Raw genomic sequence first — 24,455 nt, 5'->3', positions numbered from 1 at the left:
GGGGCCCGTGGCGGAGCAGACGGACGGGCGACTCGTGGCGGCGGTGGAGTCGTTCCTCGACCACGTCCGTGGCGCCCGGGGTCTGAGCGACCAGACCGTCCGTGCCTACGCGAACGACCTCGACCAGCTGGTGCAGTTCGCCGACGAGCGGGGGATCGCCGCCACCGCGGACCTCGGTCTCGAGGTGCTCCGCGACTGGCTGTGGGAAGCGGACCGACGCGGGCTCGCCCGGTCCACGATCGCGCGCCGGTCGTCGTCGGTGCGGGCGTTCACCCGCTGGGCCAGCGAGACCGGTCTGCTCGACACCGACCCCGGCGCCCGGCTGCGCGCGCCGAAGGGGGCGGGACACCTGCCGCGCGTCGTGTCGACCGACCAGGTCCGGACGGTGCTCGACGGACTCGCGGCTCGGGCGGACACGGACGACCCTGCTGCGCTCCGCGACCTGGCGGTCGTCGAACTGCTCTACGCCGCGGCGATCCGGGTGAGCGAGCTCGTCGGCATCGGCGTCGAGGACGTCGACCGAGACCGCCTGACCGTGCGAGTGCTCGGCAAGGGCGGCAAGGAACGGGTGGTGCCGTTCGGCGTGCCCGCAAGGGACGCGCTCGAGGCCTGGCTCGAACGGGGTCGCCCGGTCCTCGCTGCGCGCGCTGCCGAGCGGTCACCGGCCCCCGCCCGGCAGTCGGACACCTCCCCGCAGCCGGACCCCTCCGAGCAGCAGGTGCAGCGCTCCGGCGGGCCCGCGCTCTTCCTCGGCGACCGGGGTGGCCGACTCGGGGTCCGCAGCGTGTACCGGGTGGTCGCTCGAGCGCTCGGAGACCTGCCGGGCGCCGGTCCGAGCGGGCCGCACACCTTCCGGCACACCGCGGCGACGCACCTGCTCGACGGGGGAGCGGACCTCCGGGCCGTGCAGGAGCTCCTCGGGCACGCGAGCCTCGGGACGACGCAGATCTACACGCACGTCTCGTCCGCCCGGCTCCGGGAGGTCTACCGAACGGCGCACCCCCGCGCTTGACGGCGAACGGCCGGGCGGGAGTCCCGACGCCGTTCCGCCGCACGGCCTCGCGGCCTCGCGGCCTCCGGCACGTCACCCCGGCCACGCCGACTCCGGGAGCAGGACCGGCCAGGCAGCCGGCGACAGGAACCGCAGCGGATCGACGTAGCGACCCTCGACCCGTGCGCCGAGGTGCAGGCACGGATCGGCGGCGGGACAGTGTCCGACCGTGACGACACCGACCACCATCCCCTGCTGGACGGCGTCGCCCGTCGCCACCGAGGGTTCGACGGAGTCCAGCGTGCTCACGAGGCCCTCCCCGTGGTCGATGGTCACGACGCCCCTGCCGGCGACCTGCCCGGCGAACGACACCGTGCCGTCCGCCACCGCGACCGCAGGGGTACCGACGGACGTAGCCAGGTCGATGCCGCGGTGACCGGGCGCGTAGTCGTCCGCGGGTGCCTCGAACGGTCGGACCACCTCGCGCGTGCCCGTCGGCCAGACCCACGGCGCCGGAGCGACGTCCTCGCTCGCCACGATCGTTCCGGCCGAGCGGCCAGCCTCGTCGGACGTCGCCGGGTGCCCCGACAGGAGCGCACTCGCGAGCGCGACCACGAGCGGACCCGCGAGTGCGACCGGGAGTGCGACCGCGAGGACGAGGAGCCCACCCGGCCGCCCGGGCCGAGGGAGGAGCGGTGACCGTCTCATGTGACGAGGGTCGTCGAGACGCGCCCGGGCACGGGCGGCGGCGGGCCGATCTGGGGACGGTGCCCGCTGCCTCCAGGGCTGTGCAGGGACGGCTGTCGGACGGCGCCGCGCCACACCACGTCCTCTCGCGGTGCCGGCTGCGACACGACACGCGTCGATCGACGCGTGCAACGTCGGCGAACCCGTGCGATCCACGGCGACCCCAGAACGCGTCCAACCCCGTATGCCCCGCCGCGCCGCCGCGCCGCCGCGCCGCCGCGCCCCGATGTGCCCCGCGAGCCGCCAGCGAGTACAGTCGGGGCCGCTCCGGAACACGCAACGCCGCTCGGACGGCGAACCAGCCGACCGCCGGGGCACCGTGCGCCACCCAGCACGGCGGCAAGAACCTGGAGCACCGTGTCGAACACGTCCACCCAGCACGGCGAGGACCGTGCGTTCAAGGGGAAGGTCACCCTGTTCGCCATCGCGGCGGCAGTCGGCGGCTTCCTCTTCGGATTCGACTCCTCCGTCATCAACGGAGCCGTCGACGCGATCAAGGGCGAGTTCGGCCTGTCCGAGGCCGCCAGCGGCTTCGCGGTCGCCTCCGCGCTCATCGGCTGTGCCTTCGGTGCCTACTTCGCCGGTCGCCTGGCCGACCGCTGGGGCCGGACGCGCGTCATGTTCTGGGCAGCGGTGCTGTTCTTCGTCAGCTCGATCGGCTCGGCCTTCGCGTTCGCGACCTGGGACCTCGTCATCTGGCGTCTCGTCGGTGGCCTCGGCATCGGTACCGCGTCGGTGATCGCCCCCGCGTACATCTCCGAGGTCTCCCCGAAGGCGATCCGCGGCCGACTGGCGTCCTTCCAGCAGCTCGCCATCACGCTCGGCATCTTCGCCGCCCTGCTCTCCGACCAGCTCTTCGCGGTGACCGCCGGTGGCGCCTCGGAGCAGGTCCTCGGCCTCGCCGCCTGGCGCTGGATGTTCCTCGTCGGTGTCGTGCCGTCCGTCGTCTACGGCGTGCTCGCGATCACCCTGCCGGAGTCCCCGCGCTTCCTGCTCTCGAAGGGCCGCGCCGACGACGCCCGCGAGGTCATGGGCAAGATCGTCCCGCGTGACACCGTGAACACGAGCCTGGAGGAGATCCAGGACGGCATCAAGAAGGAGGCCAACGAGAAGAAGGGCTCCATCCGGGGCAACCGCTTCGGTCTGCAGCCCATCGTCTGGGTCGGCATCATCCTCGCCGTGCTGCAGCAGTTCGTCGGCATCAACGTGATCTTCTACTACTCGACGACCCTCTGGCAGGCGGTCGGGTTCAAGGAGAGCGACTCGTTCCTCATCTCGACGATCACGTCGATCGTCAACGTCGCCGTCACGTTCATCGCGATCTTCACCGTGGACAAGCTCGGCCGGAAGCCGCTGCTCGTGGCGGGCTCGTCGGGCATGTTCGTCTCGCTCACGATGGTCGCGATCGCGTTCTCGCAGGCCACGATCGTGGACGGCGCGCCGAGCCTGCCCGGCTCCTGGGGCATCATCGCGCTGATCTTCGCCAACCTGTTCGTGGTCTCCTTCGGCGCCACCTGGGGTCCGCTCATGTGGGTCCTGCTCGGCGAGATGTTCCCGAACCGCATCCGTGCGACCGCGCTCGGCGTCGGCTCGGCCGCCAACTGGATCGCGAACTTCGTGGTCACCATCTCGTTCCCGGTGCTCTCCGGCTTCAACCTGACGGTGACCTACGGCATCTACGCCCTGTTCGCCCTGCTCTCGCTGTTCTTCGTCATCGCGAAGATCCCGGAGACGAAGGGCCGCTCCCTCGAGGAGATGGGCATCACGGCAGAGGGCGACACGGTGTCGGCGAAGTAGCGTCCACCGGCGTCACCACCTGACGGGAGGCGCGGTGCGGGTCGGACCCGCACCGCGCCTCCCGTGCGTCCCGGCTCCGTCGTGTCCCGGGCGCGGTCGTGTCCCGGGCACGGTCGTGTCCGGGCGCCGTCGTACCGGGCGCGGTCGTGTCCGGGCTCCGTCGTGTCCGGCGACGGCCTGGGCGTCCGGACCTGCTAACATTGCGACCGCAGCGCGCTCCGGCGCGCTGACTTCGCGCGTCCACAGTGCTCGTGCAACAGCAGTGCTCGTCCAACAGCAGTGCTCTCGCCACGACACGTTCCGCGGCCACCGGTCCTGCTCTCACGAGCGGGCGGCCGCGCGGACAGGGCGCCAGGGGTCACGGCCACCGGTCGCGACCGACACAACCGCAACCGTGCGCACGGCCGAACAGTCGTGTGCCGAGAACAAGGAGGGACGGCATGGCCGTCGTCACCATCCGCCAGCTGCTCGACAGCGGCGTCCACTTCGGACACCAGACCCGTCGGTGGAACCCGAAGGTGAAGCGCTTCATCCTCGCCGAGCGCTCGGGCATCCACATCATCGACCTGCAGCAGTCGCTGGCCTACATCGACCGCGCGTACGACTTCGTCAAGGAGACGGTCGCGCACGGTGGCACGATCCTCTTCGTGGGCACCAAGAAGCAGGCGCAGGGCTCCATCGCCGAGCAGGCGACCCGCGTCGGCCAGCCGTACGTCAACCAGCGTTGGCTCGGCGGTCTGCTCACGAACTTCCAGACGGTCTCCAAGCGCCTCGCGCGCATGAAGGAGCTCGAGGAGATCGACTTCGACGACACGACGAAGGGCTTCACCAAGAAGGAGCTCCTCATCAAGAAGCGCGAGCTGGACAAGCTCCACAAGACCCTCGGTGGTATCCGCAACCTCACGCGGACCCCGAGCGCGCTCTGGGTCGTCGACACCAAGAAGGAGCACCTCGCGATCGACGAGGCGCAGAAGCTCGGGATCCCGGTCATCGGCATCCTCGACACCAACTGCGACCCCGACGAGATCACCTACCCGATCCCGGGCAACGACGACGCGATCCGCTCCGTCGGTCTCCTGACCCGCATCGTCGCCGACGCCGCGGCCGAGGGCCTGAAGACCCGCCACAACGGCGGCGACGAGGAGACGGCCGAGCCGCTGGCCGAGTGGGAGCAGGAGCTCCTCTCCGGTGAGCAGGGTGGCGCGCAGGCCGCTCCGGCAGCCGAGGCCGCCCCCGTAGCCGAGGCTCCCGTCGAGGAGAACGACGCCGACGCGCAGGTCGCCGCGAAGGAGATCGGCGAGCCGATCGCCGACGAGGCCAAGAACGCCGAAGCCACCTCGGCCGAGTAGTCACCGGGGGCGTCGGGCCGGTCGGCTCGGCGCCCCTTCCCTCTCTCTCCACAACACCAGTCCAGAAAGGACTCCAGTCAATGGCCAACTACAGCCTTGCTGACGTGAAGAAGCTCCGTGAGGACCTCGGGGCCGGCATGATGGACGCGAAGAACGCGCTCGTCGAGGCCGACGGCGACTACGACAAGGCCGTCGAGCTGCTCCGCATCAAGGGCGCGAAGGCCGTCGCCAAGCGCGACGACCGTGCGACCTCCGAGGGCGTCGTCGTCGCGACGACCGAGGGTGGCGCCGCCACCGTCGTCGAGCTCGCGAGCGAGACCGACTTCGTCGCGAAGAACGAGAAGTTCACCACCCTCGCCGACAAGGTCGTGGCCGCGGTCGCCGCCGCCGGTGCGTCCGACGTCGAGGCCGGCAACGCCGCGCCGCTCGACGGCAAGACCGTCGCCGAGACGATCGACGAGGCCGCCGCCGCGCTGGGTGAGAAGCTCGCGCTGCGCACCGTCGTCCGTGTCGAGGGCGACGCCTTCGAGGTCTACCTGCACAAGACCAGCCAGGACCTGCCGCCCCAGATCGCCGTCGTCATCGCCTACGCGGGCTCCGACGCCGCCGAGGCGCGGTCGATCGCCCAGCACGTCGCGTTCGCGAACCCGACGTACCTGACCCGCGACGAGATCCCGGCCGAGGCCATCGAGAAGGAGCGCGCGACCGTCGAGGCGATCACGCGCGAGGAGGGCAAGCCGGAGGCCGCCCTGCCGAAGATCGTCGAGGGTCGCCTCAACGCGTACCGCAAGCAGGTCGCGCTCCTCGAGCAGGACTACGCGAAGGACAACAAGCTGTCCGTCGCGAAGGCCGCCGAGAACGCCGGTCTGACGATCCAGGGCTTCGCCCGCGTCAAGGTCGGCGCGTAACGAACCCGTGACGGGGCTCGGAACCACATCGGTTCCGGGCCCCGTTTTCTGCGCGCTGCGACACGCGCGGAGCCGGCCGGGAGGCACGACCTCCTCCGCCGGACCGGCTGCGGCCGGGTAGATTCCCACGAGACATTCGACGAAGGGTGCGCCACATGACGAACGAGAAGACCGGACGCCGCCGGGTCCTGCTGAAGCTGTCGGGGGAGGCGTTCGGGGCGGGGTCCCTCGGGGTGAACCCGGACGTCATCAGCACCATCGCCAAGGAGATCGCGCAGGCCGCGCAGGACGTCGAGGTGGCCATCGTGGTCGGCGGCGGCAACTTCTTCCGCGGTGCCGAGCTCTCGCAGCGCGGCATGGACCGCGGTCGTGCCGACTACATGGGCATGCTCGGCACCGTGATGAACGCGCTCGCGCTCCAGGACTTCCTGGAGCAGGCCGGAGCGGCGACCCGGGTGCAGTCCGCGATCAGCATGACCCAGGTCGCCGAGCCGTACATCCCGCGGCGCGCCGAGCGGCACCTCGAGAAGGGGCGCATCGTGATCTTCGGCGCCGGTGCGGGCCTGCCGTACTTCTCGACCGACACGGTCGCCGCCCAGCGTGCGCTCGAGATCGACGCGCACGAGGTCCTCGTGGCCAAGAACGGCGTGGACGGTGTGTACACCGCCGACCCGAAGAAGGACGCCACCGCCGAGAAGCTGCACCACGTCACGTACCAGGACGCCCTGCTGCAGGGCCTGAAGGTCGTCGACGCGACGGCGTTCTCGCTCTGCATGGACAACGGCATGCCGATGCACGTCTTCGGCATGGAGGGCGAGGGCAACGTCGCGGCCGCCATCCGCGGGGAGCGCATCGGCACGGTCGTCAGCAACTGACCCGCACGCTGACTAGACTCGACGCAGTACCGAAGGAGAACCACCGTGATCAGTGATGTCCTGACCGAAGCCACCGAGAAGATGGCGAAGGCCGTCGACGTCGCCAAGGACGACTTCGCGACCGTCCGTACCGGACGCATCAACGCCGCCCTCTTCCAGAAGATCCCGGTCGACTACTACGGCACCCCGACGCCGCTCGCGCAGCTCGCGTCGCTCCAGACGCCCGAGGCACGCACGCTCATCGTCACGCCGTACGACAAGTCGGCCCTGAAGGAGATCGAACGCGCGATCGCGACGTTCCCGAACCTCGGCGCCAGCCCGTCGAACGACGGCGAGATCGTCCGCGTGACGATCCCGGAGCTCACGCAGGACCGCCGCAAGGAGTTCGTGAAGCTCGTGCGTGGCAAGGGTGAGGACCACAAGGTCGTCATCCGGAACATCCGTCGCCGCGCGAAGGACGACCTCGACGCGCTGAAGGGTGAGATCTCCGACGACGAGATCGCCCGGGGCGACAAGGACCTCGAGGCCCTGACGAAGAAGCACGTCGACCAGATCGACGACGCGCTGAAGAAGAAGGAAGCCGAACTCCTCGAGGTCTGATGCGTCTCCCCGAGCCGGGCGGCGACCGCCCCACAGAACCGCGCCCGACCGGAGCAGCCCCGACCACGAAGAAGGGGCTGCGACAGGACTTCGATGCCCGTGCCCGTGCGGCGCGCGCCGACTTCGAGGCGCAGCTCAAGCAGCGCAAGGCGGACTTCGGCGCGCGCAACGAGGCACTGACCGCCCGCACCGGCCGCAACCTGCCGGCCGCGATCGCCATCGCCCTGGCGTTCGCGGTCGTCATGCTGGGGTCGCTCCTCATCTGGAAGCCGGCGTTCATGGTCGTCGCGGCCTTCCTGCTCGGGGTGGCCGTCTACGAGCTCGCGAGTGCGATGCGGTTCGCCGGGCGCGACGTGCCGCGCATCCCGAGCGTGGCCGCGGCCGTCGTCATGGTCCCGGCAGCGTTCCTCGGAGGGCAGGTCGCGGCGCTGTTCGCGATCCTCGGCGGCATCGTCCTCATCGCGGTCTGGCGGCTCGTCGAGGTCGCGATCGCGCGGGAGAAGCCGCCGGCCGGTCACGTCGCCCGCGACCTGACGAACGGTCTGTTCGTGCAGGCCTACATCACCCTGCTCGGTGCGTGCATCGTGCTGCTCTCGGCCCAGCCCCGCGGTGAGCTGTGGGTGATCGCCTTCATCCTGGTGGTCGTCGCCGTCGACACGGGTGCGTACGCCACCGGGCTCAACCTCGGCAAGCACCCGATGGCGCCGCGGATCAGCCCGAAGAAGACCTGGGAGGGCTTCGCGGGATCGGTCGCCGCGAGCATCCTGGTCGGCATCGTGGTGACCTGGCTCATGCTCGGTCTGCCCTGGTGGACCGGCATCGTCCTCGGTGTCCTCATCTCGGGCTCCGCCACGCTCGGCGACCTGACCGAGTCGATGATCAAGCGCGACCTCGGCATCAAGGACATCTCGTCGTTCCTGCCCGGGCACGGTGGGCTGCTCGACCGCATCGACAGCATCCTGCCGTCGTCGGCCGTGGCCTACGTGTTGTTCCTGGTGGTCGTCCACTGACCTGAGCGCCCGACGCCCTGTCGGACCGCGCGTCCAGGTGGCGCCATGGTCCGGTGCTGGCAGAATGTCGCCGTGGCCACGACCTTCCCCTCCGCAGACCGCAAGTCCCTCGGGTACGACGTCGACGAGGTCGAGCGGTTCCTCGAGGACGCCCGTCGTGCGTACACCGCCGGCGACACCGCTCCCGGCATCGAGGCGGCGAAGATCCGCAGGACCGCCTTCTCCATGCGCAAGGGCGGCTACTCCACGGCACACGTCGACGCCGCGCTCGAGCGCCTCGAGGACGCCTTCGCCGCTCGCGAGCGGGAGCGCGAGATCGCCGAGACGGGTCAGAAGGCCTGGTACGCCGAGGCCCGCGCCAAGGCGTCGGACGTCGTCGCGCGACTCGAGCGTCCCACCGGGCAGCGGTTCGCACGCACCAGCCCGCTCGGCACCGGCTACCACCCGAAGGACGTCGACGTCTTCGCGGAGCGGCTGGCGGGCTACTTCCGCGACGGCAAGCCGCTCAGCCTGACCGAGGTCCGGTCGGTGGTGTTCCGCCCGAAGCACGGCGGCTACCGCGAGGCGCAGGTGGACGCGCTGCTCGACGCGGTCGTCGAGGTCATGCTCGCCGTCCGCTGACGACGCGCGGGACACCGGTGCTTCTCTTCCCGTGACCGTTCCGTTATCCTGGACCCACTCATGGGCAGGCACACGGCAGACCTCAGCTCCGACCGCGGTACCCGCGAGCACCTCGACCGTCCGGTCGTCGGTGAGCGCCGCGCGGCACGCGACCGACTCCGCACGACGGGGCACTCGGTCCTCCACGAGACCCCGCGGGTCGAGACGGCAGCGCTGCCGTCGACACCGCTGGGCGCACCCGTGACGGCGCCGACCCCGGTCGCGACGTCCGCCGCACCGGCGACCGCTCCGGTCCTCGTCCGCGGACCGATCGCACCGACCGGTGCTGCCGACCCGCGCATCGTCCAGCAGCGACGCGCGGTCGCCGCACCGGCGAAGCCGAAGGCCGTCCGGACCCTCAACTCGTTCATGCGCGGACGCGCGACCATCCCGACGCTGTCGTTCTTCGCCGTCTTCGGCTTCGTCGGCGGCTCGCTGTTCAACCCGATGCAGCCCGACGTCGCCCAGGCCGCCGTCGTCGCTCCGGTGCTCGTCAAGGCGCCCGTGGAGCCGCAGCAGTTCACGGCACACGGCACGTACGCCGCGTTCGACGTGACGCGCGACGGCTACGGCGTCACGCTGCCGAAGCCCAAGGTCGAGGAGAAGCCGGCCGAAGCCACCGACGACCAGGCCGACCCGGCAGCGAAGAGCACGGCCGTCACGCCGTCGAACACGCTCGCGGCGACGGCCGCGACGCCGAACCCGGGCAGCGCGCAGGAGATCGCCCAGCAGATGGTCGCCGCACGCGGCTGGGGGAGCGAGCAGTTCAACTGCCTCGTGTCGCTGTGGAACAAGGAGTCGGGTTGGCGCGTCAACGCGTACAACCCGAGCGGTGCCTACGGCATCCCGCAGGCGCTGCCCGGCAGCAAGATGGCCACGGCCGGTGCGGACTGGCAGACGAACCCCGCGACGCAGATCACCTGGGGTCTCAACTACATCTCCGGCGTCTACGGCACCCCCTGCGGCGCGTGGGGCCACAGCCAGTCCTACAACTGGTACTGATCGGCAGTTCCGGGGTGCCGCGCAGCAACCGACCGCGGCGACCCCGTGGTCGTGGTCCCGAGCCGACCGAGGACGAGACCGGTCTCGACCGCCTCCTGAGTTCGTGGAGGCGGACCGAGGTCCGTCGCGGTCGCACCTTCACCGTGCAACCGGTGTCCGCGGCGTCCGCACAGAAGGAGTACGTCTGTCCGGGCTGCGGCCTGGCCGTGCTGCCGGGTGTCGCGCACGTGGTGGTCTGGCGCGCGGACGGTGTGCTCGGGGACGACGCCGACCTGGCGTCCCGCCGACACTGGCACAACCACTGCTGGAGCATCGCATGAGCACCGAGATCCGCTCGAACACCGAGCTCCCCGCCCGACGTACCGACATCGAACTGGTGACGGACGACCACCTCACCCTCGTCGGCGAGCTCGCCGAGCCGCTCGACCGGCCTGCGCGGGGCACGCTCGTGACGCTCCACCCGCTGCCGACCGCGCACGGGTTCATGGACAGCCACGTGCTGAAGAAGGCTGCCTCGCGCCTGCCCGCGCTGGCCGACATCGCGGTGCTGCGGTTCAACTTCCGGTCGGTGACCTCGCCACGGGGCACGTCCGAGGGCGTCTTCGGTGACGGTGAGTCCGAGGGCTTCGACCTCCGCGCCGCCGTGCAGGAGACCGTCGCACGCGGACTGCCGACCCCGTGGCTCCTCGGCTGGTCGTTCGGCACCGAGGTCGTCCTCAAGCACGGCCTCGAACACGTCGCCGCGGGGAACGTCGCCGGCGTGGTGCTGCTGTCGCCCCCGCTGCACCGGACCTCGGACGACGAGCTCCGACGCTGGGCGGACGTGGACGTCCCGGTCGTCGCGCTGGTCCCGGAGCACGACGACTTCCTGCAGCCGGAGGACGCGGTCCGCCGCTTCGCCGTCGCGCCGAACGTGCGGGTCGTCCCCGTCGCGGGCGCGAAGCACCTGTGGGTCGGGGAACGGTACGTCCGCACGGTCCTCGACGCCGTCGCGGACCTCGTGGTCCCGGGCAGCGCGCCGCTGCCGACGCACCTCGACGACTGACCACACGGTCGGCGTCGCGACCGGGCTGACGCCACCGACCGGTCAGGGCCGGACGGCGACCGTGCCCCGCGAGCCGACCGTCCCGGGTGAGCGGGGAGCGCCACGGCTGGCGCGGGGGGACGCGACCCGGCCCGGAGGCGCGCGGTGCGCCTCCGGGCCGGGTCGCGGATGCCGTCCTCAGCGGGCGGTGGCGTCCTCGTCGAGGGCCTCGTCGTCCGCCGGCCGGCCGGCCGCCACGGGGGACTCGTCGAGGAGCCCGGTGGCGTGCGTGAGCACGCCGCGCAGGTTCTCCAGGTACCCGGCGACCGCGTCGCGCTCGGTGCGGATGGCGGCGAGCCGGTCCTCGGACTCGGCGATCGCCGCGGCCGACCGTTCCTCGGCCTCCGCGATCATCCGGTGGACTCGCTCCTGGGCGTCGCTGACGATGGTGCGTGCACGTTCCTGTGCCTGCGCGGTGCTCGTGCGCTCGAGGTCGTCGGCCTCCTGCTGCAGCCGCTCGGCGCGCTCCCGCGCCTCGGACGCGCGGCGGGTCGCCTCGGCGAGCTGCAGGTTGGCCTCGTCGAGGTACTTCTGCGTCTCGGCCACCGTCTCCTGGTGCTTCTGCAGGTAGTCCTGCTCGGCGTCGTCACGGCGGGCGGCGAGCTCGGACTCGAGCGCCGCGCGGGCCTCGTCGCGTTCTCGGGCGATCGCCGTGCGGACCTCATCGCGTTCCTGCTGCAGGTCGGCGCGCACCGTGTCGACCTCCTGCTGCAGCGCCGTGCGCTCGGCCTCGAGGTCGGAGAGCTCGGCCGTGCGGCGGTCGGCGATCTCGGTGTCGACCTCGGCGTGCTCCCGCTCGCGGCGCGCAGCGAGCTCGTCGGCGTGCTCGCGCGCGGCGCGCTCGGCGGCGGCGTCGGCCTCGGCGCGCTCGCGTTCGAGGCGGGCGCGGTGCTCCTCGAGTTCCGCGGCGATGCGGGCAGCGGTCTCCTCCACCAGGCGTGCGTTCTCGGCCCGGGTCTGCTCCTCGTCGACACGGAGCTGCGCACGGGCGGCCTCGAGCTCCTGGTCGAGGGCGGTGCGGGCCTCGGCTGCCTCGCGCTCCCAGCGTGCGCGGGCGGCACCGAGTTCGGCGTCGAGCTCACGACGACGGTCGCTGGTCTCCGCCTCGAGTGCGGCCCGGCCGCGCTCGACCTCGGACTCGAGCTCGGCCCGGCCGGTCTCGAGCGCGAGCTCGTGCGCTCGGCGCTGCTCGTCGCGCTCGCGCTGCCAGGCAGCGCGGCCCTCGGCGACCTCCCGCTCGAGGGCGGCGCGCCGCGTGGTCTCCTCGCGGTCGAGGTCCGCGGTGCGCCGGGCGTGGTCGGCCTCGAACACACTGCGTCGGTGCTCGGTCTCCCGGTCGAGGTCGGCAGCGGCGCGACGGGCGTCCTCGGCCGCGCGCTGCGCGTCCTCGCGCAGCTCGGCGACCTCGCGCTCGACACGGGCACGCAGGGCATCGGTCTCGCGGATGGCGACCGAGCGGACCTCGGCGGCCTCGGTGACGGCTGCACCCCGGACGGCGGCGGCCTCGTTGCGGGCGTCCTGGGTCAGCAGGCCGGCCTCGGCACGGGCACGCTCGATCGTGTCGGACGACTCGGCCCGGGCGCGGGTGAGCTCGTCGGTCGCACGGGAGCGGGCGTCCTCGAGGGTCTCCGACGCCTCCTGCCGGGCTTCGCGGAGCAGACGCTCGGCCTCGTGCCGACTCGATGCGCGGAGCCGCTGGGCGTCGATGTCCGCCTGGCTGATGAGCCGTGTCGACTGCTCCTCGGCCACGCGCAGGGTGGACTCGAGGCGGGTGCCGAGCCCGCTGTAGGTCGGGGTGCCGGCCTCGTCGAGCTCGCCCTGCAGGTCCGCGACACGCGCCTGCAGGAGACGGATCTCCTTGGCGGCCTCGGCGCGGTCGGTGTTCGACTTGATGAGTTCGCGGCGGAGCTCGTTCACCGAGCGGTCCACCTCGTCGCGGCGGTACCCGCGCAGCTCGGTCCCGAACTCGGCCTCGTCGTTCGCCACGTGTTGCTCCTGGGGGTCGGCGGAGGGCCAGCCCTTGGCCCGCGGACGAGTCTAGTGGCGGCCCACCGGCGCCGACTGAGCCCGTGGACAGCGGTGGGGGATGCGATGTCCAGGGTGCCTCGCTATCCTGGAGCGCTGATTCGCGCGCCGATCCCCCCACCCCCGGCGCGGTAGGGAGAAGATCCGTGCGATTCGTCCTGGCGATCGTCAGTTTCGTCATCGGTCTGCTGCTCGTCGGTCTCGCGGTCGGGCAGCGCACCGTGTTCGCGCCGCCCTCGTCGCTCGTCGCAGAGTCCTCGAGCACGGCCTCGGCCCCGGTGACCGTGATCCCGGGGTCGACGCTCAACGCGAACCCCGGGTACCAGCGCATCGACGTCTCGGGTTCCGGGACGGTGTTCGCGGCCTACGGCAGGACCGCCGACGTCGACGCGTGGATCGGTGACGCGAAGCACACCACCCTGCGCTTCGACGCCGAGCAGGACCGCCTGGTCGGCCGCACGACGGGATCGGCCGACTCCGTGCCGGACCCGAAGGGCAGCGACCTCTGGTACCAGGAGTGGGACGGTGCGGGACGGTTCACCGTCCGGTTGCCCGCCGACGTCTCGGTCGTGGTGCTCGCCGACGGGTCCGACGCCGCGCCGACCGACGTGTCGGTGACCTGGCCGCGGGACACCGCGACGCCCTCCGTCGGTCCGCTCCTCGTCGCGGGCGGACTCTTCCTGGTCGGTGGCGTCGCGCTGCTGGTCTGGGCGTTCCTGCACCAGCGTCGTGGTCGTGGTCCGCGTCGCCGCAGCGGTGGGTCGCGTCCGCCGCGCGTGCGGGCGTCGCGTCGTGCAGCCGCCGCGGGGGCACAGGTGCCGGTCCGCGGTCGTCGTGGCCGTCGTTCCCTGGTGGCCGTGCCGATCGTGCTCGTGGGGGCGCTCGGTCTCGCTGGCTGCTCGTCGGACTACTGGCCGCAGGGCGGTGGCTCCGGCGCCACCCCGACGCCGACCGCCTCGGCCACCGGCGCCGCGGACTCGACCGAACCGACCGCTGCGACCGAGCAGCAGATCCGCCGGATCGTCGAGCGGGTCGCCGAGGTCGCGTCGAAGGCCGATGCCGACCGTGACGCGACGCTGCTCGAGACCCGCTTCACCGGAGCCGCCCTCGACTTCCGCAAGGCGAACTACGCGATCCGCGAGAAGGACACCGACGTCGAGACGCCGCCTGCGATCTCGGCCGGTCAGGTCTGCGTGGCACTCCCGCAGCAGACCGACAGCTGGCCGCGCACGATCTTCACGGTCGTCGCCGAGGACTGCTCCGCGAAGACCGCTCCGCAGGCCCTCACCCTGGTGCAGGACAGCGCGCGCGACGACTACAAGGTCGCTTACGACGTGTCGCTCGAGGCCGCTGCGGAGATCCCGAGCCTGGCGCCGACGTCGATCGGTGCGGCACGGCTCGCCGGGGACACGAAGCTCCTGCGCATCGCGCCCGACGACATCGCAGCCGCGTACGGCGACGTGCTGGCGAAGGACTCGGACAGCGACTCCGCCTCGCTCTTCGCCTCCGACGGCGACGGTCTGCGCTCGACGATCGGGAAGGCGTACAAGGACAAGAAGGCCGAGTCGCTGCCGGACACCGCGAAGATCGAGTACTCGTCCGAGGTGCCCGACGACGGCGCCGTGGCGATCGCCACGGACGGCGCGGGTGCGCTCGTGTCGGCCTCGCTCGACGAGGTCGAGAAGGTGACCCCGACCGCGGCCGGCGCCGAGGTCAACACCGAGGGGGCGGTCAAGGCCCTCTCCGGCGTCGACTCGAGCACGAAGGGGATCAGCGCGACGTACAGCGTCCAGCTGCTGTTCTCCGTGCCGCCGGTCGGCAGTGATGAGAAGGTGGTCCTGCTCGGGTTCACGCAGGGCCTGACCGCAGCGAGTGAGGTGCAATGACCAACGTCCCCCCGACCCCGTCCGGTCTCCGCGGAGCCGTCGACCTGTCGTCCCTCGTCGACCGCGCTCAGCGGCCGACGCAGCAAGCGGGTGCTCCCACCGGAGGCCCGGGCGCAGCCGCGGGCACCGGCGGCGCCGGCGCCGCTGCCGTGCCGGGCGGCGTCCCGGCGACCGGTGCCGGTCCCGATGCCGACCTGACCGTCCCGTCGCTCGTCATCGACGTCACCGACCAGAGCTTCCAGGACGTCCTGCAGCTCTCGTCCGTCGTCCCGGTGATCGTCGACATCTGGGCGGAGTGGTGCGGGCCGTGCAAGCAGCTCTCGCCGATCCTCGAGCAGCTGACCGCGGAGTACGACGGTCGCGTGGTGCTCGCCAAGGTCGACGCGGACACCAACCCGCAGCTCGTGCAGGCGTTCCAGGCGCAGTCGATCCCGACCGTCGCCGCCGTGATCGGTGGTCGGCCGCTCGGACTCTTCGTCGGCGCGCTGCCCGAGGCACAGGTGCGCGACGTCTTCGAGCAGGTCGTCGCCGCTGCCGAGCAGAACGGCGTGACCGGTCGGGTCACCGTCGACGGCGCTGCCGAGACGGAGCCCCAGGGCGAGCCGGCTCCCGAGCCGCTGCCGCCGCACCACCAGGCAGCGTACGACGCCATCGAGCGGGGCGACTACGCCGCCGCCGTGCAGGAGTACAAGACCGCGATCGCGCAGGACCCGAACGACCAGATGGCCGTCGCCGGGCTCGCGCAGGTCTCGTTGCTCGACCGGTTGAACGGTCGCACGGCCGACGAGCTCCGCAGTGCCGCGGCCGCGGCGCCGCAGGACGTCGAGGCACAGATGGCCGTCGCCGACCTGGACGTCAGCGGAGGGCACGTCGAGGACGCCTTCGGGCGGCTGCTCGACCTGGTCCCGACGGTGTTCGGTGCGGACCGTGAGACGCTGCGCGTCCGGCTCGTCGAGTACTTCGAGCTGATCGGGGTGGACGACCCGCGTGTGGCCGCGGCACGGCGCCGTCTGGCGAGCGCACTGTACTGACCGACGCGCCACCGTCGGCCGGTACGAGACGCCAGCGCCGGTGCGAGACGCCGGCGTCAGTGCGAGACGCCGGCGTCGGTGCGAGACGCCGGCGTCAGTGCGAGACGCCGCAGGAACCACGAGACGCCCCCGGGAACGGGGGCGTCTCCTGTGTTCGGGGGCGTCTCGCGCGGCGTGCACCGCGGACGACACGGGCGGACGACGGACGGGAGGCCCGGTGCCAGCTGGCACCGGGCCTCCCGTCCGTCCCGCGGTCGCGTCCGCGCGGCGGCGGGGTCAGTCGGCCAGTCGCAGCCAGACCGCACCCAGCGGCGGGACCACCAGGTGGGCCGAGGCCGGGCGGCCGGCCCACGGCGTCTCGTCGGCCGTGACCGAACCCATGTTGCCGACACCGGACCCGCCGTACTCCGTGGCGTCGGTGTTGAGCACCTCGTGCCAGGTGCCCGCAGCGGGCAGCCCGAACCGGCGCTCGACGGGTACCCCGGAGAAGTTCACGAAGACCGCGAGGCGGTCGTCGCCGTCCTTCCGGAGGAACCCGAGCGTCGAGTGCGGCGCGTCGCCGCCCTCGATCCACTCGAAGCCCTCGGGGGAGGAGTCGTGCGTCCACAGCGCCGGGGTCTCCTTGTAGACGCGGTTCAGCGACGCCACGAGGTCCTGCACGCCGAGGTGTCCCGGATCGTCGAGGAGCCACCAGTCCAGCCCCCGGGCCTCGGACCACTCCGACGGCTGGGCGAACTCCTGGCCCATGAAGAGCAGTTGCTTGCCGGGGTGCGCCCACATGAACGCGAGGTACGCCCGGACGTTCGCGAGCTTCTGCCACTCGTCGCCGGGCATCTTCCCGTAGAGCGAGCCCTTCCCGTGCACGACCTCGTCGTGGCTGATCGGCAGGGTGAACTGCTCACTGAAGGCGTAGACCAGCGAGAACGTGATCTCGTCGTGGTGGTACGCGCGGTACGCCGGGTCACGCTCGATGTACTGCAGCGAATCGTGCATCCAGCCCATGTTCCACTTCTGGCCGAAGCCGAGCCCGCCGGCGCTCGTCGGCTGGGTGACACCGGGCCACGAGGTGCTCTCCTCGGCGACCATCACGATGCCGGGGTAGCGCTTGTAGGCCGTGGCGTTCGTCTCCTGCAGGAACGAGATCGCCTCGAGGTTCTCGCGACCGCCGTGGATGTTCGGCAGCCACTCGGTGCGGGAGTAGTCGAGGTACAGCATCGAGGCCACGGCGTCGACCCGCAGGCCGTCGATGTGGAACTCCTCGAACCAGTAGAGCGCGTTCGCCACCAGGAAGTTGCGGACCTGCGGGTGCCCGAAGTCGAACACGAAGGTGCCCCAGTCGAGCTGCTCACCGCGACGCGGATCCGGGTGCTCGAACAGCGCGTAGCCGTCGAACTTCGCGAGTGCCCACTCGTCCTTCGGGAAGTGTCCCGGTACCCAGTCCATGATCACGCCGATGCCGGCGCTGTGCAGGCGGTCGATCAGGTAGCGCAGGTCGTCCGGCGTGCCGAAGCGCGCGGTCGGAGCGTAGTACCCGGTGACCTGGTAGCCCCACGAGCCACCGAACGGGTGCTCGGCGAGCGGCAGGAACTCGACGTGGGTGAACCCGAGGTGCTGCACGTGGCCGATGAGCGCATCGGCGGCCTCGCGGTAGGAGAGCCCGGGGCGCCACGATCCGAGGTGCACCTCGTAGACGCTCATCGGCGCATCGTGGGTCGTCGTCTGCGCTCGACGCTCCATCCAGGCGGTGTCGCCGTCGGACCACGTGTGGTCGGAGGCGGTGACGACCGAGGCGGTCAGCGGCGGGACCTCGGTGCGTCGGGCGAACGGGTCCGCTCGCTCGACCCAGCCGGAGTCGGTGAGGATCTGGAACTTGTACCGCTGCCCGACGAGGGCGCCGGGCCAGAAGAGCTCCCACACGCCGAGGTCGTTCAGGCGACGCATCGCGGTGGTGCGGCCCTCCCACCCCTCGAAGTCCCCGATCACGCGGACGGCGGTGGCGCGGGGTGCCCACACGGTGAACGCGACGCCGTCGACGCCGTCGACGGTGCGGACGTGCGCGCCGAGGTGCTGCCAGAGCTGCTCGTCACGGCCCTCGCCGAACAGGTGGAGGTCGAGCTCGCCGATGGTCGGCGCGAAGCGGTAGGCGTCGTCGGTGGTCCACGTCGCGTCGTCGGCGTCGGTGGACTCGTCGAGGTCGTAGTCGGCCTCGACGCGGTACCGACCGAGCGTGCCGGTCGTGGCGCCCGCCCAGAGACCGTCGCCCTCGTGGGTCAGTTCGACGTCGTCGCCGTCGGGGCGCACGATGCGGACGGCCGTCGCGAGGTGCCGGACGACGCGCACGCTCGTGCCCCCGTCCACCGGGTGCGGACCGAGCACGTCGTGCGGCTGGGACCAACGGCCCTCGGCCACCTGCTGGCGGAGCCAGTCCTCGACCGGCGCCGGCCGGGGAGCCGCTCCCGAGGTCGGGGCGACGTCGGAGCCGCCGGCGGGCGCTGCGTGCTGCGGTGCTGCGTGCTGCGGTGCCGCGGGCTGTGGTGCTGCGGACTCGGGTGCTGGGACGAGGTCCGCCGCGGTCGCCGTCGCTCCCGGTGCCGCCGAGCGTCCACCCTCGGAGAGCGGTGCGTCCGCGCCGTCCGCCGACAGACCGGTCGGGTCCGTGGGCTCCGGGCCGGTCGGTGCCGGGGAGCCGTCACGAGCTGCGCCGGCGAGGGTCGCCGACTCCGGGACCCCGCGGTCCGGCGTCTCCTTCGCCACGGGCGCGGCGCCGGGGAGGTCCTCGTGCGGTGCCGAGACCCGTGGCTCGTACCGGGGGGCCGGTCGGTCGGCCGGCGGGACCTCGCCCGGGGCACGGGAGCGGGTCACGGGCGGCGGCGGGGGCGGCACCGGCGGGACGCTCGGCCCCTGGCCTCGGTCCGGGGTGGCGGGGGTGGGACGGTCGGAGCCCATCGGCGGGGTCCCCTTCGGGTCGCTGTCGGTCATCGGACGGGTCCCTCCACGACGAGCAGGTGCACGGGCTCCTGGAAGGCGTCGAGGCGGACGTAGTTGGACGAACCCCACTCCCAGCGCTGCCCGGTGACGACGTCGCGGACGACGAACGGCTGCTCGTTCGGCAGCCCGAGCGCGGCGAGGTCGAGGTGCACGGTGGTCTCGCGCGCCGAGTGCGGGTCGACGTTCGCGACGACGATCACCGTGTCCGCGCGGCCCGACCGGATGAACTCGGCGGGCAGGTGCTTCGAGTAGACGACGATCGCCGGGTCCTCGGCGTCGTGGACGTGCAGGTTCCGGAGCTGACGCAGCGCGGGGTGGGCCTGACGGAAGCGGTTGAGCATCGTGACGTAGGGCGCGAGGCTCGCGCCCTCGGCCTCGGCCAGGGCGAAGTCGCGCGGCTTGTACTCGTACTTCTCGTTGTCGATGTTCTCCTCGGACCCCGGGCGTGCGACGTCCTCGAAGAGCTCGTACCCGGCGTACATGCCCCAGGTCGGCGCCCCGGTCGCGGCGAGCGCGGCGCGCACCTTGTAACCGGCGCGACCGCCGAACTGCAGGTACTCGGTGAGGATGTCGGGGGTGTTCACGAAGAGGTTCGGGCGCAGGTAGGCGCTCGTCTCGTGGCTGAGCTCGGCGAAGTAGTCCTGGATCTCCTCCTTCGTGTTCCGCCACGTGAAGTACGTGTACGACTGCTGGAACCCGGCCTCGGCCAGGGCGCGCATCATCGCCGGGCGGGTGAAGGCCTCGGCGAGGAACACCGTGTCCGGGTGCTGGTCGCGGACCTCGCGGATGACGCGTTCCCAGAACCAGAGCGGCTTGGTGTGCGGGTTGTCGACGCGGAAGATGCGGATCCCGAACGCGATCCAGTGCTCGAGGACCCGCAGGACCTCGGTGACGATGCCCTCGGGGTCGCTGTCGAACTGGATCGGGTAGATGTCCTGGTACCGCTTCGGCGGGTTCTCGGCCGTGGCGATCGACCCGTCCGCCCGGACCGTGAACCACTCGGGGTGCTGGTCCACCCACGGGTGGTCGGGGGAGCACTGGAGTGCGAAGTCGAGCGCGACCTCCATCCCGCTGTTCTTCGCCGTCTCGACGAAGACGCGGAAGTCGTCCTCGGTGCCGAGGTCGGGGTGGATCGCGTCGTGCCCGCCCTCGGGACCACCGATCGCCCACGGGCTGCCCGGGTCGTGCGGTCCCGGGGTGAGCGTGTTGTTCGGGCCCTTGCGCGCCGTGGTGCCGATCGGGTGGATCGGCGGGAGGTAGACCACGTCGAAGCCCATGCGCGCGACGGCCGGGAGCCGGCGGGCCGCGGTGCGGAAGTCGCCGCTCCTCCACGAGCCGTCGGCGTTCTTCTTCGCCCCTTCGCTGCGGGGGAAGAACTCGTACCAGGCGCCGACGCCCGCGCGCTGCCGCTCGACGTCGAGGAGCTGCGTGGGGGAGTGCGTCCGGAGCGAGGTCAGCGGGGAGTCCTCGACCTCACCCGTGATGCGCGGGTCGTCGACGGCCGTGAGGCGCTCGGTCGGCTCGAGGTCGGTGTCCCGCAGCTGCTCGGCCGCGCGGACGGCGGCGCTGGAGTCGGTCTCGGCGGCGAGTCGGTCGAGCAGGACGGCGCCGTCGAGGAGCGTCGCCTCGGTGTCGACACCGGCGGCGATCTTGAGCCGGGCGGCGTGCAGCCACGTCGCCCAGTCGTCGGAGAACGACTCGACGTGCCACGTCCAGACGCCGACGTGGTCGACCTGCACGGTGGCCTCGTAGCGGTCCGTGCCGGGGGCGCCGAGCAGCATCGGCACGGTGCGTGTGCCGCCGTCCGGGCGTTCGAGCACGAGGTCGGCGCCGATGACCCCGTGGCCCTCGCGGAAGACGGTCGCGCCGAACGTGATCACCTCGCCGTCGAACGCCTTGCCCGGGAACCCGTTCGGGGTCGTCGGCGCGAGCTGGGTGATCGGGATGCGTCCGATCTTCGGTCGGCGGGGTCGATCTGCGGTGGCCACGGAGGCGACGCTACCCGGCCGGAGCGCTCGCGTTCCCCGGAACGCGTTCCCTGTGCAGTGTCGGGCGCGTCACACGGCCTGTGCAGGACGCGCACGTGCGGGCTCCGTCGCCCGTTCCTTCCCCGGACGGGCGCGCGGAGGGCCACGACCCCCCTACGCCACCTCGAAGACGTGGATGCCGGGGCCGTACGCGGTGAAGACCTGCCCGCCCGGCCGGAGCCGCTCGTGGTCGCGGTGCTTCTCGCTCGACCAGGCCAACCGGTACCCGAGCACGTCCTGGCGCGCCGGCAGCGTCAGGTCCCGCGTCCGCCCGCTGCCGTGCACGACCACGAGCACCCGGTCGAACGGCTCGTGCTCCGGGGTCGACTCGGCGAAGTACTGCACGACCCGGTGGATGGGTTGGTCCCACCCCTCGGGGGTCATCGGCTGCCCGTCCGGTCCGTACCACGCCATGCGCGACGCTCCGGGCGTCTCCCGCCCCTCGACCCCGAAGCGCGTCGGCCGGAGCGCCGGGTGCGCTGCGCGCAGCCGCGTGAGCGCCGCGACCGCCTCGGTCATCGCCTCGGCGTCCTCGTCGTCCGACCAGTCGACGGCGGTCAGGTCGTCGGACACGACGTAGGCGTTGTTGTTGCCGTGCTGCGTCCTGCTGCGCTCGTCGCCGGCGGTCAGCATCGGGATGCCCGCCGAGAGCATCAGGGTGCCGACGAGGTTCCGCATCGACCGGCCCCGGGCGGCACGCACCCCGCGGTCGGCCGTGTCGCCCTCGATCCCGTGGTTGAACGAGCGGTTGTCGTCGGACCCGTCCCGCCCGTCCTCGCCGTTCGCCTCGTTGTGCTTGCGGTCGTGCGAGACGAGGTCGAGCAGCGTGAAGCCGTCGTGGGCCGTGACGAAGTTGACGCTCGCGAGGGGGCCGCGCTCCTGGCCGAAGGTGCCGCGGGACCCGGTGAGCGCCTCGGCGAGCCGACCGATGCCCGCCTGCGGGGTGCCGTTCCGGCGTTCCTCGGCGACGTCGGTCAGCCAGAACTGGCGGACGGTGTTCCGGAACCCGTCGTTCCACTCGCTCGTGCCGGGGCCGAACGCCCCCGTGCGCCACCCGTCGGGACCGACGTCCCACGGCTCGGCGACGACGAGCACGTCCTGCAGGTCCCGGTGCTGCCGGATGCGCTCGAGCAACGGGTGCGCCGGGTCGAACACGTGGTGCTCGTCGCGGGCGAGCGCCGCCATCAGGTCGAACCGGAACCCGTCGACCTGCACCTCGCGCGCCCAGTAGCGCAGGCTGTCGACGACCATGTCCGCGGTGGCCTCGACCGAGGTGTCGAGCGTGTTCCCGCAGCCGGTGGTGTCGTAGTACGACGCACCGTCCTCGGTCCAGCGGTACCGCCCCGCCCCGTCGATGCCGCGCAGCGAGGTGGTGGGTCCGCCGGTGCCCTCCTCGGCGGTGTGGTTGTAGACGACGTCGAGCAGCACCTGGACGCCCGCCTCGTGCAGGAGTCGCACCATGCCCTTGAACTCGCGGAGCACCGCGGAGGCACCCGCTGCACGGGCGTCCGACGAGGCGTGGGCCGCGTGCGGTGCGAAGAACCCGAGGGTGTTGTAGCCCCAGGCGTTCTCGCAACCGGCGTCCCGGAGCCACGCCTCGGTGTCGAACGCGTGCACGGGCAGCAGCTCGAGGGTCGTCACGCCGATGCGGCGCAGGTGGGCGATGGTGCTCGGGTGCGCGACGCCGGCGTACGTCCCGCGCAGGTGCTCGGGGACGTCGGGGTTCGCAGCGGTGAGCGTGCGGACGTTCGCCTCGTACACGACGGTCCGGTCCAGGGGGACGTCGGGCTTCGGCACACCGCCCCAGTCGAAGGCATCGTCGACCACGACGCTCGTCCACCGTGGGCCGCCGCTCCCAGCGGCCGTCGCCGCGGGGACGATGCCACGCGCGTACGGGTCGAGCAGCGGTCGCGCGGGGTCGAACGCGTGGCGGGGTCCGTCCGGACCGTCGACGAGCAGGTGGTACCGATCGCCCGGCCGCACGTCCGGCGTCTCCGCCGCCCACCGGTCGGTGCCGTCGGTCCGCGACAGGACGTGGCGGGTCTCGACACCGTCGGCGTCGACGACCACGAGGGTCACCGCGGTCGCGGAGGCGGAACGCACCGAGAAGCGGGGCACGCCGTCACCGAGGCGGAAGCCGGGGGTCTCGTCGATCGCGGTGCGGTGCATGACGACCAGGGTACGAGGGGCCGGAGGTATCCTGTGAACGCACACGGAAGGGGCGCAGTCATGCCGGTCTACCTCGACCACGCGGCGACGACGCCCATCCTGCCCGCGGCGCTCGCCGCGTTCACCCGGGCCCTGGCCACGGTGGGCAACCCGTCGTCGATCCACAGCGCCGGCCAGCGCGCGAAGATGCTGCTCGAGGACGGTCGCGCCGCGGTCGCCCGGTCGCTCGACGCGGAGCCGGTCGAGGTCGTCTTCACCTCCGGCGGCACCGAGAGCATCAACCTCGCGCTCAAGGGGCTGTACTGGGCGCGGCAGCAGGACCGTCCGCGGCCGCGCATCGTCGTGCCGGCGGGCGAGCACCACGCCACCGTCGACACGGTCGAGTGGCTCGAGCGCCACGAGGGCGCCGTCGTCGACGTGGTCCCGCTGGACGCGCAGGGTCGCGTCGACCTCGTCGGCCTGGAGGCACGGCTCGCCGACGCCTCGGACGTCGCCCTGGTCACGTTCCTGTGGGCGAACAACGAGGTCGGGACCCTGCAGCCGGTCGACCGCATCGTCGAGCTGGCGCACGCCGCCGGTGTGCCGGTGCACAGCGACGCCGTCGCGGCGTACGGGCAGGTCCCGGTGTCGTTCGCGGCCTCCGGCCTCGACGCGCTCAGCGTGTCGGCGCACAAGATCGGTGGGCCGGTCGGGATCGGCGCGCTGGTCCTCGGGCGCCGTGCGACGGTCGAGCCGCTCATCCACGGCGGTGGCCAGCAGCGACAGGTCCGCAGCGGGACGCAGGACGCCCCGGCGGCGGCGGCCTTCGGGGTCGCCGCCGACGCCGGGCTGCACGACGCGTCGGCCCTGCGCGACCGGCTCGTCGCGGGGGTCCTGGAACGCGTCCCGAGCGCCGTGCTCATGGGCGACCCGGTCGACCGGCTCCCCGGCAACGCCCACTTCACCTTCCCCGGGTGCGAGGGCGACTCGCTGCTGTTCCTGCTCGACGCGGCCGGGGTCGCCGTGTCGACCGGGTCCGCCTGCCAGGCCGGCATCCCCGAGGCGTCGCACGTGCTGCTCGGCATGGGCCTGTCCGAGGACGAGGCCCGCGGCGCCCTGCGCATCACGCTCGGGCACACCTCGACCGAGGCCGACGTCGACGCCTTCCTCGCCGCGCTGCCCGACGCGGTCGCCCGGGCCGGCGCAGCCGGCCTGGCGTCCCGGACGCCTCTGCTCGGACGCTGAGCGACCAGGTCCCCACGGTCCTCCACAGCGGCCACCTGCCGGACGCGAGCCCACACGGCGGAGTGCGGCGAGCCTCCCGGCC

At 72.3% G+C, this 24,455-nt stretch carries 19 protein-coding genes; 14 read left to right on the top strand and 5 right to left on the bottom strand.

What is annotated here, in order from left to right; translation table 11 throughout:
• Positions 1–7 precede the first annotated feature (7 nt).
• Positions 8–1,012 (top strand): tyrosine recombinase XerC, encoded by a 1,005-nt coding sequence (locus M3666_RS09830; protein WP_251155115.1) that lies wholly within the window; start codon positions 8–10, stop codon positions 1,010–1,012.
• 72 nt (positions 1,013–1,084) lie between these two features.
• Here M3666_RS09830 and M3666_RS09825 read toward each other — a convergent pair whose 3' ends face one another.
• Positions 1,085–1,699 (bottom strand): M23 family metallopeptidase, encoded by a 615-nt coding sequence (locus tag M3666_RS09825; protein WP_251155114.1) that lies wholly within the window; start codon positions 1,697–1,699, stop codon positions 1,085–1,087.
• A 396-nt stretch (positions 1,700–2,095) separates the two neighbouring features.
• Between M3666_RS09825 and M3666_RS09820 the strand changes: the two genes are divergently transcribed.
• The 10 genes from M3666_RS09820 (at position 2,096) to M3666_RS09775 (ending at position 10,984) form a co-directional block, all read left to right on the top strand.
• Entirely contained in the window at positions 2,096–3,535 is a 1,440-nt protein-coding gene (locus tag M3666_RS09820) for a sugar porter family MFS transporter (protein WP_066654813.1), read from the top strand.
• 440 nt (positions 3,536–3,975) lie between these two features.
• The gene (gene rpsB / locus M3666_RS09815; protein WP_251155113.1) at positions 3,976–4,884 is read left to right on the top strand and encodes a 30S ribosomal protein S2; all 909 of its coding nucleotides are present in this window, start codon (positions 3,976–3,978) and stop codon (positions 4,882–4,884) included.
• Positions 4,885–4,964: 80 nt separating this feature from the next.
• Positions 4,965–5,792 carry a translation elongation factor Ts gene (gene tsf, locus M3666_RS09810; RefSeq protein ID WP_066654809.1) on the top strand — a complete coding sequence of 276 codons (828 nt, stop codon included), beginning with the start codon at positions 4,965–4,967 and terminating at the stop codon, positions 5,790–5,792.
• A gap of 155 nt (positions 5,793–5,947) precedes the next feature.
• The gene (pyrH, locus tag M3666_RS09805; RefSeq protein ID WP_058729969.1) at positions 5,948–6,667 is read left to right on the top strand and encodes a UMP kinase; all 720 of its coding nucleotides are present in this window, start codon (positions 5,948–5,950) and stop codon (positions 6,665–6,667) included.
• Positions 6,668–6,712: 45 nt separating this feature from the next.
• Positions 6,713–7,267 carry a ribosome recycling factor gene (frr, locus tag M3666_RS09800; RefSeq protein ID WP_066654807.1) on the top strand — a complete coding sequence of 185 codons (555 nt, stop codon included), beginning with the start codon at positions 6,713–6,715 and terminating at the stop codon, positions 7,265–7,267.
• Positions 7,267–8,277: a phosphatidate cytidylyltransferase gene (locus M3666_RS09795; protein WP_081984918.1), complete on the top strand. Its 1,011-nt coding sequence runs from the start codon at positions 7,267–7,269 to the stop codon at positions 8,275–8,277. Before frr ends, M3666_RS09795 begins: the two co-directional genes overlap by 1 nt.
• Before the next feature lie 72 nt (positions 8,278–8,349).
• A complete protein-coding gene (locus tag M3666_RS09790; RefSeq protein WP_200884098.1) occupies positions 8,350–8,898 on the top strand; it encodes a DivIVA domain-containing protein in 549 nt (182 codons plus the stop codon).
• Between the two features lie 60 nt (positions 8,899–8,958).
• Positions 8,959–9,939 carry a transglycosylase SLT domain-containing protein gene (locus M3666_RS09785; protein ID WP_251155112.1) on the top strand — a complete coding sequence of 327 codons (981 nt, stop codon included), beginning with the start codon at positions 8,959–8,961 and terminating at the stop codon, positions 9,937–9,939.
• A 14-nt stretch (positions 9,940–9,953) separates the two neighbouring features.
• Positions 9,954–10,259 (top strand): hypothetical protein, encoded by a 306-nt coding sequence (locus M3666_RS09780; RefSeq protein WP_066654803.1) that lies wholly within the window; start codon positions 9,954–9,956, stop codon positions 10,257–10,259.
• Positions 10,256–10,984 carry an alpha/beta hydrolase gene (locus M3666_RS09775; RefSeq protein WP_209682241.1) on the top strand — a complete coding sequence of 243 codons (729 nt, stop codon included), beginning with the start codon at positions 10,256–10,258 and terminating at the stop codon, positions 10,982–10,984. Before M3666_RS09780 ends, M3666_RS09775 begins: the two co-directional genes overlap by 4 nt.
• Before the next feature lie 177 nt (positions 10,985–11,161).
• On the opposite strand, the gene M3666_RS09770 is transcribed toward M3666_RS09775, so the two are convergent.
• Positions 11,162–13,009, bottom strand: a complete 1,848-nt coding sequence (locus M3666_RS09770) for a hypothetical protein (RefSeq protein ID WP_066654799.1) — start codon at positions 13,007–13,009, stop codon at positions 11,162–11,164.
• Between the two features lie 185 nt (positions 13,010–13,194).
• Between M3666_RS09770 and M3666_RS09765 the strand changes: the two genes are divergently transcribed.
• Together M3666_RS09765 and M3666_RS09760 are read left to right on the top strand one after the other, a co-directional pair.
• Positions 13,195–14,934, top strand: a complete 1,740-nt coding sequence (locus M3666_RS09765) for a hypothetical protein (RefSeq protein WP_066654797.1) — start codon at positions 13,195–13,197, stop codon at positions 14,932–14,934.
• On the top strand, positions 14,931–15,965 hold the full coding sequence (locus tag M3666_RS09760; protein WP_251155111.1) for a tetratricopeptide repeat protein: 1,035 nt from the start codon (positions 14,931–14,933) through the stop codon (positions 15,963–15,965). Before M3666_RS09765 ends, M3666_RS09760 begins: the two co-directional genes overlap by 4 nt.
• 276 nt (positions 15,966–16,241) lie before the next feature.
• On the opposite strand, the gene glgB is transcribed toward M3666_RS09760, so the two are convergent.
• The 3 genes from glgB to M3666_RS09745 form a co-directional block, all read right to left on the bottom strand.
• The gene (gene glgB, locus M3666_RS09755) at positions 16,242–18,944 is read right to left on the bottom strand and encodes a 1,4-alpha-glucan branching protein GlgB (RefSeq protein WP_251155110.1); all 2,703 of its coding nucleotides are present in this window, start codon (positions 18,942–18,944) and stop codon (positions 16,242–16,244) included.
• Entirely contained in the window at positions 18,941–20,941 is a 2,001-nt protein-coding gene (locus M3666_RS09750) for an alpha-1,4-glucan--maltose-1-phosphate maltosyltransferase (RefSeq protein ID WP_251155109.1), read from the bottom strand. The genes glgB and M3666_RS09750 overlap by 4 nt, the downstream gene beginning before the upstream one ends.
• 153 nt (positions 20,942–21,094) lie before the next feature.
• Positions 21,095–23,149 carry a glycogen-debranching protein gene (locus M3666_RS09745; protein WP_251155108.1) on the bottom strand — a complete coding sequence of 685 codons (2,055 nt, stop codon included), beginning with the start codon at positions 23,147–23,149 and terminating at the stop codon, positions 21,095–21,097.
• A gap of 60 nt (positions 23,150–23,209) precedes the next feature.
• Between M3666_RS09745 and M3666_RS09740 the strand changes: the two genes are divergently transcribed.
• Complete coding sequence (locus M3666_RS09740) at positions 23,210–24,373, top strand: cysteine desulfurase family protein (protein WP_251155107.1); 1,164 nt, start codon at positions 23,210–23,212, stop codon at positions 24,371–24,373.
• The last annotated feature ends 82 nt before the right edge of the window (positions 24,374–24,455 follow it).

The sequence above is a fragment of the Curtobacterium sp. ODYSSEY 48 V2 genome (assembly GCF_023712625.1).
In the GTDB taxonomy this organism is placed as follows: Bacteria; Actinomycetota; Actinomycetes; order Actinomycetales; family Microbacteriaceae; genus Curtobacterium.
This window is presented reverse-complemented; position numbering and strand designations above follow the sequence as displayed.